This window comes from Streptomyces diastaticus subsp. diastaticus, assembly GCF_011170125.1.
Taxonomy (GTDB): Bacteria; Actinomycetota; Actinomycetes; order Streptomycetales; family Streptomycetaceae; genus Streptomyces; species Streptomyces diastaticus.
In genome coordinates this window covers 83,879-99,686 of sequence record NZ_BLLN01000002.1, presented here as the reverse complement: position 1 = coordinate 99,686, position 15,808 = coordinate 83,879, and the positions used below count along the sequence as shown (strand labels likewise).

The following is a 15,808-nucleotide window of genomic DNA, read 5'->3' as shown; positions in this document are numbered from 1 at the left end:
GGCGGGATGCCCGGGAACGTACCATCCATGACCGTGCAAAGCTCGGAGAAGTCTTCCCGTCGTGCCCGCCGTTCCTCCACCATGGGCGACATGCCCATGACCGACATGCCGTGGTGGCGCTGGCGCCTGAATGTGCGCTCAGGGCTGCACATGCTCTCCGACGCCGCCTTCCAGCAGACCGTCTGGCTCGCCGGCCTTCCCGGCTACGGGGACGTCACCGACGCCGTCTACCGCCTCGTCGAGGACACCTGGCTCGACAACTGGTCCGCCGAGAAGTACGTGGGCACCGTCTTCCGCGACGCCCAGGAGGCCGCCCTCGTCGACGGAGCCGTCCTGAAGGTGCTGCGCATACTCCACGAGGTCGGCCCGGACGCCGCTGTTCCGGTCTACCTCCAGCACCCCGGCTGGCCCGAGGCGGTCCACGCCGCCCGCCAGGCCCACGTGGCGCTCGCCACCGGCGACGGCGAGGACCCGGACGCGCCCCCGCGCACGCTGGAGGCACTGACCTCGCTCAAGCGCGCCGCCTGACGGGCCGCGCCTCGGACGTCCCGCCCGCCGCGCCGTCCGGTGTGGGACCCTGGCGGGCATGACTGACCAGCCCGTTCCGGCCGCCGCCGCGCCGTCCGGCTCCGCCGAGGAGCCGACCGACAGCTACGTCCTCACCCTCGCCTGCCCCGACAAGCAGGGCATCGTCCACGCCGTGTCGAGCTACCTGTTCATGACCGGTTGCAACATCGAGGACAGCCAGCAGTTCGGCGACCACGACACGGGTCTGTTCTTCATGCGGGTCTCCTTCTCGGCCGAGTCCCCGGTCTCCGTCGAGAAGCTGCGCGCCTCCTTCGCGGCGATCGGCGACTCCTTCCGGATGGAATGGCAGATCCACCGCGCGGACGAGCGGATGCGGATCATCCTCATGGTCAGCAAGTTCGGCCACTGCCTCAACGACCTGCTCTTCCGCGCCCGCATCGGCGCCCTCCCGGTGGACATCGCCGCCGTCGTCTCCAACCACCCGACCTTCGCCGAGCTGGTCGAGTCGTACGGCATCCCCTTCCACCACCTCCCCGTCACCAAGGACACCAAGGCCGAGGCCGAGCAGCGCGTTCTCGACCTGGTCGAGGCGGAGGGTGTCGAGCTGGTGGTGCTCGCCCGCTACATGCAGGTGCTCTCCGAGGACCTCTGCAAGCAGCTGAGCGGCCGGATCATCAACATCCACCACTCGTTCCTGCCGAGCTTCAAGGGCGCCAAGCCCTACCACCAGGCGCACGCCCGGGGCGTGAAGCTGATCGGCGCCACCGCGCACTACGTCACCAGCGACCTCGACGAGGGCCCGATCATCGAGCAGGAGGTCGAGCGGGTCGGCCACGAGGTCACCCCCGAGCAGCTCGTCGCCGTCGGCCGCGACGTCGAGTGCCAGGCGCTCGCCCGCGCGGTGAAGTGGCACGCCGAGCACCGCATCCTGCTCAACGGCCACCGCACCGTCGTCTTCGCCTGAGGCCGCGGGCACCGGCGCGCCCGGTTCACCCGGGGCGCGCCGCACGGCCCGCACCCGCCCCGGGTGTCACATCCGGCTGAGCGACGCCGCGGCGAGCAGCACCTCGTGGACCGCCTCCATGTCCCCGTCCTGACCGGCCGCCGCCTCCCGGGGCGCCACGTGCCCAGCGGCGAGCCGGCAGAACTCCACGCCGTCCAGCGCCACGTGCGCCACCGCGCGCCCGGGCTCCGCCTGCGCGCCGTCCGTCTCCCCGTCCAGCCCGACGAACCAGTCGCCGCCGCCCGCGCCCTCGATCTCCAGGTGCAGCACTCCGCCCGGCTCCCGCACACCCCGGCCGAGCCCCGCCTCCCGCCGCCGCCCGATCACCCCGGGCAGCAACCGCGCGGCCAGGTCGATCATCGCGTTGAGGTGGCGCGGCTTGGGCGGCTCGTACGGGTAGTCGACGGCCGCCGCGATGTCCTCCGCGTGCACCCAGCACTCGAAGGCCCGGTCCAGCAGCGAGTCCCGCAGCGGCAGCGCGTACCCGCCGTAGGCCACGGCCAGGGCGGCCGACCGGTCGCTCTCCAGCGAGAGCGCGCTGACCAGCCGGTGGCTCTGCTCGCGCCAAGGCCCGCGCACCGACCGGGTCTGCGGCAGCGGCGAGGCGTTCCACAGCGCCTCGGTCCGCGCGTCCGGCGCCACCAGGTCGGCCGGGGTCCGCGCGCCGAGCGGATCCTCCAGCCCCAGGGCGACCGCGACCAGCCCGTCCACCGTCATCAGGTGGCCGATCACCCCGGCGACGGTGGTCCGCCGCCCGACCTGCTCCTCGCCGTCGAACCAGCGCAGCCGTACCGGGGCGTGCCACTCGGCGTCCTGGATGTCCTGGAGCAGGGCGTCCAGCCGCGCCGTCTCCGTGTCGTAGGCGGCCGCCCACCCGGGCACCGGGATCTTCGGCGGGTGCCGGTCGAGGCAGCTCTCCAGGACGCGGGCGCGCAGCCCCGGATCGAGGTCGAGGGGCTCCTCGTGATGGAGCAGGCCGACGGCCTCGCGCAGCCGGCGCGCCTCCTCGGCGCACCGGTCGCACTCGGGCAGGTGGCTCTCGACCGCCGCCGCCTCCTCGGGCGAGCAGGCGGCGAGCGCCCACGCACCGAGGTACGACATCAGGGCGCGGTGGTCCACGTCGAGGCGGGTGGCGGTCATATCGCACCGGAGAAGGCGGACGGGGCGCCCGGCGGGCGGGGCGCGGCGGCCGTGGCCAGCAACTGGAGGCCCAGGCGGAGCCGGCGGCGGACCTCCTCCTCGCTGACGCCCAGGTCGGCCGCGGTCTGCCGGTGGTCGCGCCGCTGGTGGTAGGCGAGCCGCAGGGCGGCACGCAGCGGGACGGGCATCGCGGTGACGATGTAGTCGGCGCGGGCGGCGGTGGCGGCCCGGCCGACCATCGCCTCCAGTTCCTCGGCGGTCCCGTCGCCGGTGACGGCCGCCTCGGCGGCGCTCGTGGCGCGCAGGAGTTCCACGGCGCGGTGGTGGGCGAGCGAGGCGATCCAGGAGCGCAGCGAGCGCTCGCCGGGGGTGAAGTCGCCGGGGCGTTCCCAGGCGTGGGTGAAGACGTCCCGGGTGACGCGGTCGGCGGCACGCTCGTCGGCCAGGACCCGGTGGGCCAGGCTGTGCACGAGGGGCGCGTACCGGTCGTAGAGCTCGCCCAAGGCGGCCGCTTCGCCGTCGAGGAGGCGCTCGCGCATCAGGCGGTCTCCGTCGCGCGACGTCCGCGGCGTCATACGGCCCCCTCCCGGTCCGGTGAGCCCGGTACGCGCCCGGAGCGGGGCCGGACCGAACCGGCCGTTTCTCCGGATGCCGGTGCGCACACGGGCTCTGGGAGGCCAATGTAGTGCGCGCCGGGCCTTCACACCCCCCTTTGCGGCAATGTGCTGACACGGGGGACCCGCTGGTGGTAGTGGGTGCGCGGGAGCCCGCCAGGGCGGTCCGCGAGGCGGGCACGGGCCGGGCTTCCGCCGGGCCGCGTGGTACGGATGGGGGGCGTGCGGGACGACGGGACCGCGCTGATCACGCCGGGCGAACGGCCGATACCGGCCACGACGGCGCGGGAGGGGCGGTATTCGGCCATGACCGGGTGTGCTGGATCATGGACCGTACGCGCGGGGGTGTTTCATGGGAGTGCGGCCGGGCAGCCGCGTACGAAGCGGAAGCGTAGGAATGGCTTCCGGATCAGCGAGCGGGAGGCAGGACGGCGTGGCGCTCACAGTGACCGACGCGGAGCACGGCGGGTGGGCTGTGCTCCATGTGGCGGGCGAACTCGACCTGGTCAGCTCCCCGGTGGTGCGCCAGCGCGTCCACGACGTGGTGGCGAAGGGGCGGCACGAACTCGTTCTCGACCTCTCCGACGTCCTGTTCTGCGACTCCAGCGGTGTCGGTGTCCTGATCGCGACCCGTCGCCTGATCCGCTCCTGCCAGGGCAGTCTGCGGCTGATCCTCCCGGCCAAGGGGGCCGAGGACGGCTCGCACGTCAACCGCGTCCTCGCCGCGCTCGGCGTACGCCGGCTCTTCGAGGTCTACCCGGACGTCACCGCCGCCCTCGACGAGCAGGCCAGCCCGCTCACCGCCTGAGCCGCCTCGGTGCCGCCCGGCGCGACCGGCGCGGTCACCGGCCGGTCCCGTACCGCGACCCGGCGTCACGAGGGCGCTCGCAGTGTTGCGTTCCTGGCACAGACTCTCCCGAATCGGCCCAGGTCACGGCCGTTTCGGCGTACCCTCTCCAGACAATGGCCGACGCCCCGGACCGGTGCGCGGCCAGGTCAGGAACCGCAGCCCAGACCGATCGAGAGGCGGTCCCCCAGCCCATGGACAGTGCCCAGTACCAGCGCACCATCGCCGCCAGGTTCACCGTGTTCGACCAGGACGGCAACGGCTACATCTCGCGCGAGGACTTCAGTACCGCCGCCGCGGCCCTGCTCGCCGAGTTCGGCGCCACCGCCCGCTCCGACCGGGGTCAGGACCTCTACTACGGCGCCGAGGCCCTCTGGCAGGGGCTGGCCGGGATCGCGGACCGCGACGGCGACCAGCGCATCACCCGCTCGGAGTTCGCGCACAGCGCCGTGAAGCGGCTGCGGGACAGCCCCGAGCGGTTCGCGGAGATCGCCCGCCCCTTCGTCCGGGCCGCCGTGGCCGTCGCCGACGGCGGCGAGGACCGCGCCGCCGGGCGGACGCAGACGGTGCGGATGCTCACCGCGCTGGGCGTCGAGCCCGGCGCGGCCACCGCCGCCGTGGAGACGCTCGACGGCGACGAGGGCCGCATCGGGGAGGACCGCCTGCTGAAGGCCGTCGCCGCCTACTTCACCACCGCCGACCCCGACGTCCGGGACCTGTGACGGCGGTCCGGGGGGACAGGGACCCGCGCGCCCGGGCCGGGGCGCGTACGGGGCGGGAGGCGTGCGTGGCGCCTGACGGGCGCGTACCCGCGGCGTGCGCCGGGGGCGCACACGGTCACACTCCGTCCGCATCGGATGGAGCCCTCGCGCCCACCCGTCACGGCGCGGAGTCACCCGGTCGCTCGGGTAGCTTGGGGCGGGTGCGAGCGGTGCGGCGTCCGATGCGGCCCGGTGGCGCCCCCGCGGCGCCCCCGGAACGCGCCGCGTACGCCGGTCGCCGGGCATGGCGAGGCGGGGAAGTCTGGTGTTCGACTCCCCCCGGCGCGCGTCGCACAGTATGCAGCACGCGTACTCCTTCGCGCTGGAATATGCCCGAAGCGCTTGTTGGGGTGACTGTACGTCAACCATGCTGTCTCTCCAGGGGATCACGTTCCGTGACCCTGTGGAGGCGCGAGGCGATGTGTCCGCCGGTTCGGATGGTGTGAGCGGTGCAGGTGCTTCAAGTTCAGCTGGAGGTCGGGACCGATCCCGCGGAGGTCGGGCGGGCCCGCAGATGGGCCCGTTCCCGGCTCACGGGCCCCGGTACGGGTGTCGACGACGCGCTCGCCGACACCCTGATCCTCATCGTGTCCGAGCTGGTCACCAACGCGGTGGTGCACACCGGTTCCCCGGCCGTGCTGCGGATACAGCTGCCCGCCGCGCCCGGCTGCCGGGCCGGTACCGTCCGGGTCGAGGTCGCCGACGCGAGCTGTCACCCGCCGCTCCAGCGGCACGCCGACCGCGACGAGACCAACGGGCGCGGCCTGGAACTGGTCGACGGGCTCGCCGACCGCTGGGGCTGGCAGCCCGAGGGCGAGGGCAAGCGGATCTGGTGCGAGATCGACCCGCACGTCCCCGCCCAGGCGGCCCCGGCCCTCAAGGCCACCACCACGCCGGAGACCCAGGGGTTCGCACTGCCGCAGGGGCTCTGACCCGCCGGGCCCGGCCCCAGCCCGCCCGGGCCGGCCTCCCGCGTCCGGCGGGCGACGGTACGCGGCGGGCGGGACCGCGAATCCCGCCCGGTCGGCTTCCCCGACCGTCCTGGCCCCGTACGGGCCGGACGAAGCCCAGCCGAGCGAGGACCCGGCCCCTGCCGCCGCCTGAGGCAGGGGCACGGCCGCACCGCGCGGGCGGGACGCGCTCGAAGGCGGCGAGAGCCCCGGGCCCCGGGGGGCTCAGGCGGGCGCCGAGTCCCTGTCCGGCCCGGCCTCGCCGGCGGCCTTCAGCCCGGCGCCCTGCCGCTCCGCCGTTCCCGCCGGGGACTTCCGCCGGGCCTTGGCGCGAGCCCGGAGCAGGCGCGCGCGGTCGCGCGGGACCGCCTGGGCGGTGCGGGCGGCGTCCCGGGCGAGGTGGCGCAGGGCACCGTCCACCGGGTCGCCGAAGCCGGTGAAGTAGAGGCCGGGGGCTGCGGCCCGCGGGGCCAGGGCGGCGGGGGCGCCGTCAGGGGTGAGCAGGCCGAGGCCGTCGACCAGTTCCTCCAGGCCGCGCCGGTAGCCGGTGGCCGCGACCACGGTGTCCGGGGCGATCCGGGCGCCGTCGGCGAGCACCACCTCGGCGCCGTCGAACGCCTCGACGGCGGCGACCGGTTCGACCGCGCCGCGCCGCACCAGCGCCGCCAGCTCCGTGGTGTGGACCGGCGGCCGCCCGGCCTCGGCCCTGGTGTACGGCCCGTCGGCCGGGCGCGGCAGCCCGTGTGCCGACAGGTCGGGCACGCCGATCCGGTGCAGGCGCAGCAGGGCGTCGGCGAGCCGGACCGGAATGCGCCGGGCCAGCCGCGCGGAGCGCTGGGCCGGCCAGCCGAGGGTGGCGCGGCGGAGCAGGTGCGGTGGTGTGCGGACGGCGAGGCGGACCCGGGCGGCGCCGCCCTCGGCGAGGTCGGCGGCGAGGTCGCAGCCGGTGGCGCCGGCCCCGACGACGAGGACGTCCCGGCCCTCGTACGGGCGGGCGTCGCGGTAGCGGGAGGCGTGCAGGAACGTTCCCGTCCATGTGTCGCGCCCGGGCCACTCGGGCAGGTGCGGGGTGTGGTTCCAGCCGGTGGCGACGACCACGGCGCTGCCGGTCAGCTTGCGGCCGCCGGACGCCTCCAGGCGCCACAGGTCCCCCTCGGCCGGCGAGATCCGGGCGACCTCGACGCCGGTGACGATCTCCAGCTCGTGGAACTCGGCGTACTTGTCGAGGTAGCGGACCAGGTCGGCGCGGGAGGCCCAGCGGCCGAAGGAGCGCGGCATGGGCACGCCCGGGAGGGCGGAGCGGCGCCGGGTGGTGGTCAGCCGCAGCCGGTCGTAATGGCCGCGCCAGGCGGCGCCGACCGCGTCGGCCTTCTCCAGGACCACGGCGCGTACCCCCCGCCCGCGCAGGGCGGCGGCGACCGCCAGCCCGCCGGGCCCGCCGCCGATCACGTACACGGGGTGCACGGTGTGCGCGGGGGTGGGGGCGGTGAAGGGCTGAGCGTCGGTCATGAGCGTCGAGCGTAGTGATCCCGGCGGGCGGCGGGCGGCCAGGACGGCCGAAATCCGTTGCGAATGGGTCACGGTCGTGAAGAAGGTGGAACGTATCCGGAAATCGCGGGGAGCGCCGGGCGGTTGACGGAGCAGCGGAGAGGACCGGCCCGCCCGCGGGCGGCGTCCCGCCGGGCACACCGGAAGAAGAGGAGCGGCTCATGGCGGGTGACGGCGGCCCGGACGGGCCCGGGGCGAAAGGCGGTTGGCGGCGGACCGGGTCGCTGGACGAGTTCCTGGCGGCCGCCGGACCGTTCCTGCGGTCCCGGCCCGCGCTGCACACCGTCGCGTTGACGGTCACGGACGGGCTCGTCCGGCGGGGGCTGGACCTGTACGGCGACGAGCCGCCGCGGTTCGGCTGGCACGAGGCGCCCGGTGAGGTCCCCGCCGCGCTGCTGTGGACCCCGCCCTTCGCTCCCATGCTGATCGGTGGGGACGAGGCGGCGGCGCGCGGGCTGGCCCGGGTGCTGGCCGAGGCCGGCGGGCCGGCGCCGGGCGGTATCGGCGCACGCGTGGAGCAGGCCGGCGCGTTCGCCGGGGAATGGGCCCGGCTCACCGGCCGGGCCGCCCGCCGCACATTCCGCAAGCGCCTCTACCGGCTCGGTGCTCTCACCCGCCCCACCGCGCCACCCGGCCGCGCCCGTGTCGCGGGGGAGGGCGACCGTACGACGCTGGAGCGCTGGCACGACGGGTTCGCCGCCGATGTCGGGCTGACCGTCGGGTTCGGGGCGGCCGCCTGGGCCGACGCGGGTCTCGCCCGGGGCGGCATCCGGCTCTGGGAGGACGGCGGGCTGCCCGTCGCGATGGCCGTCGCCACTCCGCCGGCCGCCGGAGCGGTCCGCATCACCACCGTCTACACCCCGCCCCACCTGCGCGGCCGGGGGTACGCGGGCGCCGTCACCGCCGACCTCAGTGCCCGGATCGTGGCCGGCGGGGACGAGGCCGTCCTCTTCACCGACTCCGCCAACCCGACCAGCAACGGCCTCTACCGCAGGCTCGGTTACGAACCGCTGGCCGATTTCGCCGAGTACGCCTTCGGGGCGGACCCGAAGAGCCCGTAACGGTGCGGAGCAGCGTCCCGGCCGTCCCGCCGTCTCCCTCACCGGAGGGCGTCCCAGCAGGTCAGCGGGGGGCTTGTCCCGTCCCCTCCGCATCGGCGCGGTGGGGGTGGCCGCCCGGGCCGCGACGGCCGCAGTCTGGGCGCGGAGCAGGCCGAGGGGCCTGCTCTCCGCCCAGCGAAGGAGAATTCCCATGCGTGCCCTGACCAGGACGCTCGTCAGCCTCACCACCGCGGTCGGCATCGCGGCCGGCACCCTCGGGGTCGCCGGGACGGCCGCCGCCGCCCCGGCCGCGCAGCCCGCGGCGAGCGCGGCCGCCGCCGTCGCCCCGCGCGCCGTCAACAACCTCGGCCTCACCTCCGCCGAGGCGAAGAAGGTCCAGCGCGACATCAAGGCCCACTGGGGCTACAAGGGCAAGATCGACGGGCTGCTCGGCACCGAGAGCTGGAAGGGCATCCAGCGGCCGCTGAAGAAGTACAACGGCTACAAGGGGAAGATCGACGGCATCGTCGGCAAGCAGACGGTGAAGGCGCTCCAGCGCCTGCTGAAGGCCCGCTACGGCTACACCGGCGCCATCGACGGGATCGCCGGAGCCGGTACCAAGGCCGCCTTCAAGCGCCTCGCCAACCAGCTCTGACGCCAGGCCACGCCGCGCCCGCACCCTGGTGCGGGCGCGGCGTGGCCCCTGACCGGCCTCTCGCGGTGCGCACCGGGAACGGCCGGTCAGGGCCACAGGAGCTGCCTGGTCCACTCCGGGCTCCGAGGGGACGGGCGGCGGTAGACGAGGCGGACGTGGCGGCGGCCGGGGTCGCCCTGCCAGAACTCGACCTCGGTGGCCGCCACCACGTAGACGGTCCACTGCGGCACGTCCCGCTCCGGCTCCGCCCGAGCCGTGCGCCACGCCTCCGCGGAGGCCCTGGCCAACTCGTCCAGCGAGCCCAGCGGCGCGCTCTGCCGCCCGGTCAGGGCCGCCGCCAGGGCGCCGGTGGAGCGGGCGCGCAGGTCGGCCCGGGACTCCTCGGGGGAGGCGGGCAGCACCGGGCCCCGGACACGGATCTGCCGGGACCGGGCGGGCCAGTGGAAGCCCAGAGCGGCCCGCGGGGAGGCGGCCAACTGGCGGCCCTTGCGACTGTCGGCGCGGGTGGCGACGCGCCAGCCCCGGGCGTCGGCACCGCGCAGGGTGACGGTCCTGACGTCGGGGGCGTCGTCCGCGTCGACCGTGGCCAGGGCGAGGGTGTGCGGCTCCGGCTGGCCGGCCTCGACGGCTTCGGCGAACCAGGCCACGAACAGGGGGAGGGGCTCGGCGGGGGTGTCCGCCGGGTCGAAGACCGGGGGCTCGCTCTGCCACGGGCGCTGCCCGCGCAGCAGGGTGTCCAGGATGTCGGCTGGGGTGTCCATGGGGGGATGGTCGCCCATCCGCCGGGGGCGTGCGGCCGTCACCGCCGTGAGCCCGCCGAACGTCCGGCGGCGGATGCCACGACGGCGTCCCGCCGGGTGGGCGGGACGCCGTGTGCAGACAGGACGGGGGACGGGGGCGAGGGCGGGCGGCGGCGACGGAGGACAGTTTCCGCTGGGGGAGTGCCCGGGACGGCGGGGGCTACTTGGTGGGCTTCCTGCCGGTGACGCCGAGATGGACCAGCTGGGCCAGGTTCGGACGGAGGTCGGCCTGCTTGACGCCCCAGGTCTGGAAACCCTTGAGCTGGGAGGTGACGCCGGAGAGCATCACGACCAGGGCGCCGGAGACAGCGGCCGGGTTGATGTCCTTGTCGACGCGGCCCTTCGTCTGGAGGTCCTTGATGGAGCCGGTCAGCGGGGTCGTCGCCGAGTTGAGGATCTTCAGCCGGAGCTTGGCGAACCGCTTGTCGCCCTCGGCCGCCCCCAGATCGACGACGCGCAGGATCGCGTCGTTCTTCCTCCAGAAGTCGAGGAAGCCGTCGACGAAGTCCTGGGCGGTCTGCCACCCGGCTTTCCCGACCCAGCTACGCCCTGCCAGGACTTCCGACAAAGAGCCGCTTTCCGAGGCCATTTGTTCGGCGATCTCCAGCACCGCCCCTTCCACATCGGGGAAGTACTGGTAGAAGGTCGCGGGCGATGTTCCGGCCTTGCGGGCGACATCGATGACTTTGACGTCCCGGTAAGGCGACGAGTTGAGCATTTCGCTGAGGCAGTCGAGCAACTTCTGACGTGTCGCCTGACCGCGTCGCCCGGCCACGCGGCCGTCGACTGTGCGTACTTGTCCTGTCATGCTGTCAGCTTACCGACGGGCCAACAGAGCGCGATTCGATCGACTGCAAATGGGGTCGGGGCAAGGGAAATGGCCTTCGTGAGGGGGTAAAGGGGCCCGCGAACGGCTGCGGAATATGCCGCTCGTATTGCGCTCGGGCGCCTTTTCGGCAGGGCTGCGGAGCGGGGCGTGCGGACTGTTGTCCGGGGGATTGCCCGCCCCTCGCGGCGGTGCCGCGGCGTTACCTGCCGTCCGCCTCGGGGGCACCCGGGGGGCGCCGTTCGCTGCGCCGAACGAGTGGTGCGCGGTGGCCGGGCGCGCGGGCCGGCGGCGGCCTGGCGGTGGTCGCGCGCCGTCCACAGGCTGTGGACGAGGTGGCGGCCCCTGGCGAAGCGTGGCGCCTCGGTGCCATCCCCTTCCCAACGCTGGTGGCATCCCGGGGTAGCGGGCATGGTGGGATGCGGTGGGGACCGGGGGGCGAGTGGCCTGCCCGGTTCATAGGGGATCATGACGAGACATCCCGGTTCCGCACCGGGTTCGCCACGCACCGCCCGGCCAGGAACAATCGGGGGGCGTACCGCCGGGGGCGGTGCGGTGGGTGAGACGCTGCACGGGACCGTCCTGAACGGCGGTCCGTACGGGGAGGTGGGCAGGTAGTGGTGGAGCAGCTGACGCAGCACGATCCGAGACGGATCGGACCGTTCGAGGTGCTGTCGCGGCTCGGGGCCGGCGGTATGGGCCTGGTGTATCTGGCCAGGTCGGCCTCGGGGCGCCGGGTGGCGATCAAGACGGTCCGCACCGAGCTGGCGGAGGACCAGCTGTTCCGGGTCCGCTTCACCCGCGAGGTCGAGGCGGCGCGCGCCGTCTCCGGCTTCTACACCGCCGCCGTGGTCGACGCCGACCCGCGCGCCCCCGTCCCCTGGCTCGCCACCGCCTACGTGCCGGCGCCGTCGCTGGAGGAAATAGTGAACGAGTGCGGGCCGCTGCCCGCGCCCGCCGTCCGCTGGCTCGCCGCCGGGATCGCCGAGGCCCTCCAGTCGATCCACGGGGCCGGGCTCGTCCACCGCGACCTCAAGCCGTCCAACGTCCTGGTCGTCGAGGACGGCCCGCGCGTCATCGACTTCGGCATCGCCTCCGGCGTCTCCAACACCCGGCTGACCATGACCAACGTCGCCGTCGGCACCCCTGCCTACATGTCGCCCGAGCAGGCCAAGGACTCCCGCAGCGTCACCGGCGCCAGCGACGTCTTCTCGCTCGGCTCCACCCTGGTCTTCGCCGCCACCGGCCACGCCCCGTTCCACGGCGCCAACCCGGTCGAGACGGTCTTCATGCTGCTCCGCGAGGGGCCCGACCTGGAAGGGCTGCCCGAGGAGCTGCGGCCGCTCATCGAGTCCTGCATGCAGATGGAGGCGCCGCTGCGGCCCAGCCCCGCCGACCTCCAGGCGCAGCTGGCCCCGCACCTCTTCGGCTCCGGCAGCGACGACAGCGGCACCGCCTCCGCCTGGCTGCCCGAGTCCGCCGTCGCCCTCATCGAGGAGCGTCGCGGCGGCCGTGTCGCGGTCTCCGCGGGTGCCCGGGCCCGCCCGGCCGTGCCGCCCCCGCCGCGCCACCAGCCGCCGGTGCCGCCACGGCCCGCCTACACCCCGGACGACCTGCCCGCCGACCCCGTCTGGCCGGGCGAGAGCGGGGCCGACGGCGGGCCGGTGCGGCTCGCCGGGCTGCCCGTGCCGATCGGGCCGGGCCCGCGCGTCGCCGACAGCAGGGCCGCCGCCCGCCGGGCCGCCCCGCCCGGCGGCGGCCTGGCCGCCTCCTGGTCGCGGGGCGCGGGAGCGCCGCCCGGCGGTCCCGCCGCGCCGCCCGTTCCGGCGGTCCCGCCGCCGACGGCCCCGCCGGACTCCGGGCCCGCCGCCTGGCGGCCGTGGCGGTTCCGCATGTCCAACGACGTGTGGGGCACCCCGACGCTCGCCGGGGACCTCGTCTACGTCACCTCCTTCGAGGTGCACGCCCTCGACGTGGCCACCGGCCGCCGCCGGTTCAAGACCCGCGACGTCGCCTGGTCGACGGCGGTCGCCGACGGCCGCATCCACGCCTCCGACGGCCCCACCCTGTACGCCCTCGACGCGGCCGACGGCGGCGACCTGTGGCGGATGCCGACCGACGCCTGGGTGTACTCCCTCAAGGCCGACCGGGGCACCGTCGTCACCGGTACCCGGGGCGGCGGCGTGCAGGCGTGGGAGGCGGCCAACGGCGAGAAGCTGTGGGAGCTGACCGGCGCCCAGACCGACTTCGAGACCCCCGAGGCCGGCCCCGTCGTCCACGACGGCACCGTCTACGTCTGGCAGGACGCCCGGCTGCGCGCCCTGGAGGCCCGTACCGGCCAGGAACGGTGGTCGTACCCGATCGGTGACGCGGCCTCCTGCGGCGGCGTCCCGGTCCGCCTCACCCAGGCGTCCGACGGCTACGTGTACGTGGCGGCGGGCACCCGCGCGCTCGCCGTCGACGTGCTCGGCGGCCACGTCCGCTGGCACTTCGAGTCGCCCGCCGTCTTCCTCTCCCCGCCCGCCTTCGCCCCCGGCCCGGCCGTGACCGGCGGCGGCGTCTACCTCACCGACTACCTCGGTACGGTCTACGCCCTCGACGCCACCGACGGCCGCGACCGCTGGCGGATCGCCACCGAGGCCCGCTCCGCCACCGAACCGGTGCTGGTCGCGGGTGGCCACGTGCACGTCGGCAGCGGCAAGGGCCTGTACACCCTGGACGCCGTCACCGGCACGCCCAAGTGGCGGTTCCAGGCCGGCGGCGAGGTCATCGGCTCGCCCGTGGCCGCCGGCGGCCGTATCCACTTCGGCTCGGCCGACCACTGCCTCTACACTCTCGACGCGGCCGGCGGCCAGCTCCGCTGGAAGCTCGCCACCGGGGGCGAGATCACCGGCACCCCCGTCGTCCACGGCAACGTGGTGTACGCGTGCAGCAAGGACCGCTGCGTCTACGCGCTGGACGCGGTCAAGGGGACGGGGACGGCGCCGCGGCCCTGACCCGCTTGTCCGCGCTCGGTCAAGGACCGGTAAAGGTCCCGTCGCAGCCCTGTCCCCGACGGCGGTCCCCGGCGCGGGCGCCGCTAGCGTGAGTCCCCGTTACGGCGCCGGTCTGGCGCCGACGAGTCGGGCCGCCGCAGGCGCGCGGCACGGGACACACGGGGGACAGAGATGCGACGACACCTGCGCTTCACCGCGGTGCTGATCGTGGTGGTACTGGCGCTGACCGGCTTCTCCACCGGGAGCAGCAGCGGCAAGAGCGGGTCCAGGAGCAAGAGCCGCTCCTCCAGCGGTTCGGGCGGTGGCTGCTCCAGCTCAAAGAAGGACAACGACACCTCGCGCGGCTCCGGTCACCGCGGCGGCTACCGCGACACCCACCACGATGACACCTCGTCCACCGGCGGTTCCTCCTCGTCCACCACCACCGACCAGGTCACCGTCACCGTGGTGGACTGCGCGGGTCCCGGCCGCACCAAGCGCGCCAAGCCGGACACCACGGCGGCGCTGCGGGTCACCTCGAACTCGACCACGAGCGACCTGCGGGTCACGCTCGCCCTGCACTTCGAGAACGCCGTCGGCACCACCCTCGACAGCCCCACCACCGACCTGCGCCTGTCCCCCGGTGAGACCCGCACCGTCACCGTCCGCATGACCAGCCCCCGCAAGGCCGCCCAGGTCCGCGACTGCGAGGTGGACCGGGTCAGGGCGGTGACGGTCTGACGTCCCCCCCACGCCCGGCGAGCCCGGCGGTGCGGCCGCTCAGGCCTTGCCGGCCTCCCCGGCCCGCTCCCACCGCCGTTCCCCGTCCTGCCAGTGCGGTGCGGGGCGCAGGCCGGCCGCCGCGGCGACGGCGACGGAGGCGCCGTGTTCCGGGTGGACGTGGGCCACGACGGTCGGTACGCCCTGCCGCAGCACCTCGGCCACCAGCGCCTTGGCCGCCTCGGTGGCGATGCCGCGGCCCTGCCACGGTGTCCCCGTCACCCACGCCACCTCGGCGACCGGGGTCGGGCCCACCGTCGCCTGCACGGTGCCGACCAGGGCACCGGTCTCGCGCAGCCGGACCGCCCAGTTGGCCCACACCACCCGGGGGTCGGGTGATCCCGCCGCCCAGCGCGCGTACCGCTCCCGCAGGGCCGGCGCGCGGAGCGGCTCGCCGCCGGTGAAGGCGTGCAGGGCGGGGTCGTCGAGGGCGGCGGCCAGTTCCTCGGCGTGGTCCGGGAGGAGCGGGAGCAGGTCGAGGCGGCCGGTGCGCAGGGGGCGCGGGACGAAGGCGGGGGAGGGGACGGGCACGTGGCTCGCTCTCAGGTGGTGGCTGGTGGGGCGGGTCAGGCGGCGCGTTCCGCCGCCGAGGGCTCCACGCAGAACTCGTTGCCCTCCGGGTCGGCGAGGACCGCGAAGCCGCGTCCGTCCGGGCGGCGCCGGTCGTCCACCAGCCGGGCGCCGAGTCCCAGGAGGCGGGCCACCTCCTCGTCCCGGGTGCGGTCCTCGGGCTGGAGGTCGAGGTGGACGCGGTTCTTCAGCGTCTTGGTCTCGGGCACGGTGACGAACAGGAGCACGGCGCCCTCGGAGAGCACCAGCGCCTCCGGATCACCGGGGAAGTCCTCGTCCGAGACCCGGCCGCCCAGCGCCTGGGCCCAGAACTGGCCCTGACGGTAAGGGTCGTGGCTGTCGAGGGTGATGTGGCGTACGCGTGAGGTCATGGGGGCACCGTCGCCCATCGAGGCCTTGGGGCGCACCTGGTTTTACGGGCCGTCCGCCGCCCGCCCGGGCCGGGACGCACGTCGGCCGCGGCGGCTCCCCCTCCGCGCCGCCGCGGCCGATCCCCCGTGCGTACCCCCGTTCCTCCTCCCTCCGCCGGTCCGCGGCTCCCCCCGGAACGCGGACCCGGCATCCCCCGTGCGGGGAGGAGGACGTCTGGAGGAAGGTCAGACCTCTTCGCCGGTGGCGTGGTCGTCGAGCGGCTTGACGCCCGTGGCGTGGTCGTCCAGCGGCTTCGGCTCCTTGACGCCGGTGGCGTGGTCGTCCTGCGGCTTGACGACGACCGGGTCCTTCTTCTTCTCTTCACTCATGCTGGACTCCATGTCCTGATGTCCTGAACGT

At 75.0% G+C, this 15,808-nt stretch carries 17 protein-coding genes; 9 read left to right on the top strand and 8 right to left on the bottom strand.

Annotated elements, in window-relative coordinates:
* Positions 1-27: 27 nt before the first annotated feature.
* Both Sdia_RS02215 and purU read left to right on the top strand, forming a co-directional pair.
* Positions 28-528, top strand: a complete 501-nt coding sequence (locus Sdia_RS02215) for an SCO4402 family protein (protein WP_100456171.1) — start codon at positions 28-30, stop codon at positions 526-528.
* Positions 529-586: 58 nt separating this feature from the next.
* Positions 587-1,492, top strand: a complete 906-nt coding sequence (gene purU / locus Sdia_RS02210) for a formyltetrahydrofolate deformylase (RefSeq protein ID WP_100456170.1) — start codon at positions 587-589, stop codon at positions 1,490-1,492.
* 66 nt (positions 1,493-1,558) lie between these two features.
* Here purU and Sdia_RS02205 read toward each other — a convergent pair whose 3' ends face one another.
* Both Sdia_RS02205 and Sdia_RS02200 read right to left on the bottom strand, forming a co-directional pair.
* Entirely contained in the window at positions 1,559-2,671 is a 1,113-nt protein-coding gene (locus Sdia_RS02205) for a maleylpyruvate isomerase N-terminal domain-containing protein (protein ID WP_100456169.1), read from the bottom strand.
* Positions 2,668-3,246 carry an RNA polymerase sigma factor gene (locus Sdia_RS02200; RefSeq protein WP_100456168.1) on the bottom strand — a complete coding sequence of 193 codons (579 nt, stop codon included), beginning with the start codon at positions 3,244-3,246 and terminating at the stop codon, positions 2,668-2,670. The genes Sdia_RS02205 and Sdia_RS02200 overlap by 4 nt, the downstream gene beginning before the upstream one ends.
* Before the next feature lie 472 nt (positions 3,247-3,718).
* On the opposite strand from Sdia_RS02200, the gene Sdia_RS02195 reads away from it, so the two are divergent.
* From Sdia_RS02195 to Sdia_RS02185, 3 genes are all read left to right on the top strand, one after another.
* Complete coding sequence (locus Sdia_RS02195; RefSeq protein WP_100456167.1) at positions 3,719-4,093, top strand: STAS domain-containing protein; 375 nt, start codon at positions 3,719-3,721, stop codon at positions 4,091-4,093.
* Positions 4,094-4,326: 233 nt separating this feature from the next.
* Positions 4,327-4,854, top strand: coding sequence for an EF-hand domain-containing protein (locus Sdia_RS02190; protein WP_100456166.1), 528 nt, complete (start codon positions 4,327-4,329; stop codon positions 4,852-4,854).
* A 488-nt stretch (positions 4,855-5,342) separates the two neighbouring features.
* On the top strand, positions 5,343-5,825 hold the full coding sequence (locus Sdia_RS02185; protein ID WP_100456165.1) for an ATP-binding protein: 483 nt from the start codon (positions 5,343-5,345) through the stop codon (positions 5,823-5,825).
* A 243-nt stretch (positions 5,826-6,068) separates the two neighbouring features.
* On the opposite strand, the gene Sdia_RS02180 is transcribed toward Sdia_RS02185, so the two are convergent.
* Complete coding sequence (locus Sdia_RS02180) at positions 6,069-7,352, bottom strand: flavin-containing monooxygenase (RefSeq protein ID WP_189400254.1); 1,284 nt, start codon at positions 7,350-7,352, stop codon at positions 6,069-6,071.
* Between the two features lie 200 nt (positions 7,353-7,552).
* Between Sdia_RS02180 and Sdia_RS02175 the strand changes: the two genes are divergently transcribed.
* A complete protein-coding gene (locus Sdia_RS02175; RefSeq protein WP_100456163.1) occupies positions 7,553-8,452 on the top strand; it encodes a GNAT family N-acetyltransferase in 900 nt (299 codons plus the stop codon).
* Positions 8,453-8,642: 190 nt separating this feature from the next.
* The gene (locus tag Sdia_RS02170; RefSeq protein WP_100456162.1) at positions 8,643-9,086 is read left to right on the top strand and encodes a peptidoglycan-binding domain-containing protein; all 444 of its coding nucleotides are present in this window, start codon (positions 8,643-8,645) and stop codon (positions 9,084-9,086) included.
* Positions 9,087-9,172: 86 nt separating this feature from the next.
* Here Sdia_RS02170 and Sdia_RS02165 read toward each other — a convergent pair whose 3' ends face one another.
* A complete protein-coding gene (locus tag Sdia_RS02165; protein WP_229830922.1) occupies positions 9,173-9,847 on the bottom strand; it encodes a pyridoxine/pyridoxamine 5'-phosphate oxidase in 675 nt (224 codons plus the stop codon).
* A 199-nt stretch (positions 9,848-10,046) separates the two neighbouring features.
* Positions 10,047-10,694: a TetR family transcriptional regulator gene (locus tag Sdia_RS02160; RefSeq protein WP_100456160.1), complete on the bottom strand. Its 648-nt coding sequence runs from the start codon at positions 10,692-10,694 to the stop codon at positions 10,047-10,049.
* Between the two features lie 635 nt (positions 10,695-11,329).
* Between Sdia_RS02160 and afsK the strand changes: the two genes are divergently transcribed.
* The gene (gene afsK / locus Sdia_RS02155; RefSeq protein ID WP_100456159.1) at positions 11,330-13,708 is read left to right on the top strand and encodes a protein serine/threonine kinase AfsK; all 2,379 of its coding nucleotides are present in this window, start codon (positions 11,330-11,332) and stop codon (positions 13,706-13,708) included.
* 171 nt (positions 13,709-13,879) lie between these two features.
* Positions 13,880-14,428, top strand: a complete 549-nt coding sequence (locus Sdia_RS02150) for a hypothetical protein (protein WP_100456158.1) — start codon at positions 13,880-13,882, stop codon at positions 14,426-14,428.
* A 39-nt stretch (positions 14,429-14,467) separates the two neighbouring features.
* Here Sdia_RS02150 and Sdia_RS02145 read toward each other — a convergent pair whose 3' ends face one another.
* The 3 genes from Sdia_RS02145 to Sdia_RS02135 all read right to left on the bottom strand — a co-directional run bounded on the left by Sdia_RS02145 (position 14,468) and on the right by Sdia_RS02135 (position 15,777).
* Entirely contained in the window at positions 14,468-14,998 is a 531-nt protein-coding gene (locus tag Sdia_RS02145) for a GNAT family N-acetyltransferase (protein WP_100456157.1), read from the bottom strand.
* 35 nt (positions 14,999-15,033) lie between these two features.
* Positions 15,034-15,408 (bottom strand): VOC family protein, encoded by a 375-nt coding sequence (locus Sdia_RS02140; protein ID WP_100456507.1) that lies wholly within the window; start codon positions 15,406-15,408, stop codon positions 15,034-15,036.
* 225 nt (positions 15,409-15,633) lie between these two features.
* The gene (locus tag Sdia_RS02135) at positions 15,634-15,777 is read right to left on the bottom strand and encodes a hypothetical protein (protein ID WP_164494969.1); all 144 of its coding nucleotides are present in this window, start codon (positions 15,775-15,777) and stop codon (positions 15,634-15,636) included.
* Positions 15,778-15,808 lie beyond the last annotated feature (31 nt).

What these genes read in the sequence shown, in the direction of transcription:
- Sdia_RS02140 (WP_100456507.1), bottom strand. Translation starts at nt 15,408, where the DNA reads ATGACCTCACGCGTACGCCACATCACCCTCGACAGCCACGACCCTTAC.
- Sdia_RS02160 (WP_100456160.1), bottom strand. Translation starts at nt 10,694, where the DNA reads ATGACAGGACAAGTACGCACAGTCGACGGCCGCGTGGCCGGGCGACGC.
- Sdia_RS02190 (WP_100456166.1), top strand. Translation starts at nt 4,327, where the DNA reads ATGGACAGTGCCCAGTACCAGCGCACCATCGCCGCCAGGTTCACCGTG.
- Sdia_RS02175 (WP_100456163.1), top strand. Translation starts at nt 7,553, where the DNA reads ATGGCGGGTGACGGCGGCCCGGACGGGCCCGGGGCGAAAGGCGGTTGG.
- Sdia_RS02150 (WP_100456158.1), top strand. Translation starts at nt 13,880, where the DNA reads ATGCGACGACACCTGCGCTTCACCGCGGTGCTGATCGTGGTGGTACTG.
- Sdia_RS02170 (WP_100456162.1), top strand. Translation starts at nt 8,643, where the DNA reads ATGCGTGCCCTGACCAGGACGCTCGTCAGCCTCACCACCGCGGTCGGC.
- Sdia_RS02135 (WP_164494969.1), bottom strand. Translation starts at nt 15,777, where the DNA reads ATGAGTGAAGAGAAGAAGAAGGACCCGGTCGTCGTCAAGCCGCAGGAC.
- Sdia_RS02165 (WP_229830922.1), bottom strand. Translation starts at nt 9,847, where the DNA reads ATGGACACCCCAGCCGACATCCTGGACACCCTGCTGCGCGGGCAGCGC.
- Sdia_RS02200 (WP_100456168.1), bottom strand. Translation starts at nt 3,246, where the DNA reads ATGACGCCGCGGACGTCGCGCGACGGAGACCGCCTGATGCGCGAGCGC.
- Sdia_RS02215 (WP_100456171.1), top strand. Translation starts at nt 28, where the DNA reads ATGACCGTGCAAAGCTCGGAGAAGTCTTCCCGTCGTGCCCGCCGTTCC.
- Sdia_RS02180 (WP_189400254.1), bottom strand. Translation starts at nt 7,352, where the DNA reads ATGACCGACGCTCAGCCCTTCACCGCCCCCACCCCCGCGCACACCGTG.
- Sdia_RS02205 (WP_100456169.1), bottom strand. Translation starts at nt 2,671, where the DNA reads ATGACCGCCACCCGCCTCGACGTGGACCACCGCGCCCTGATGTCGTAC.
- purU (WP_100456170.1), top strand. Translation starts at nt 587, where the DNA reads ATGACTGACCAGCCCGTTCCGGCCGCCGCCGCGCCGTCCGGCTCCGCC.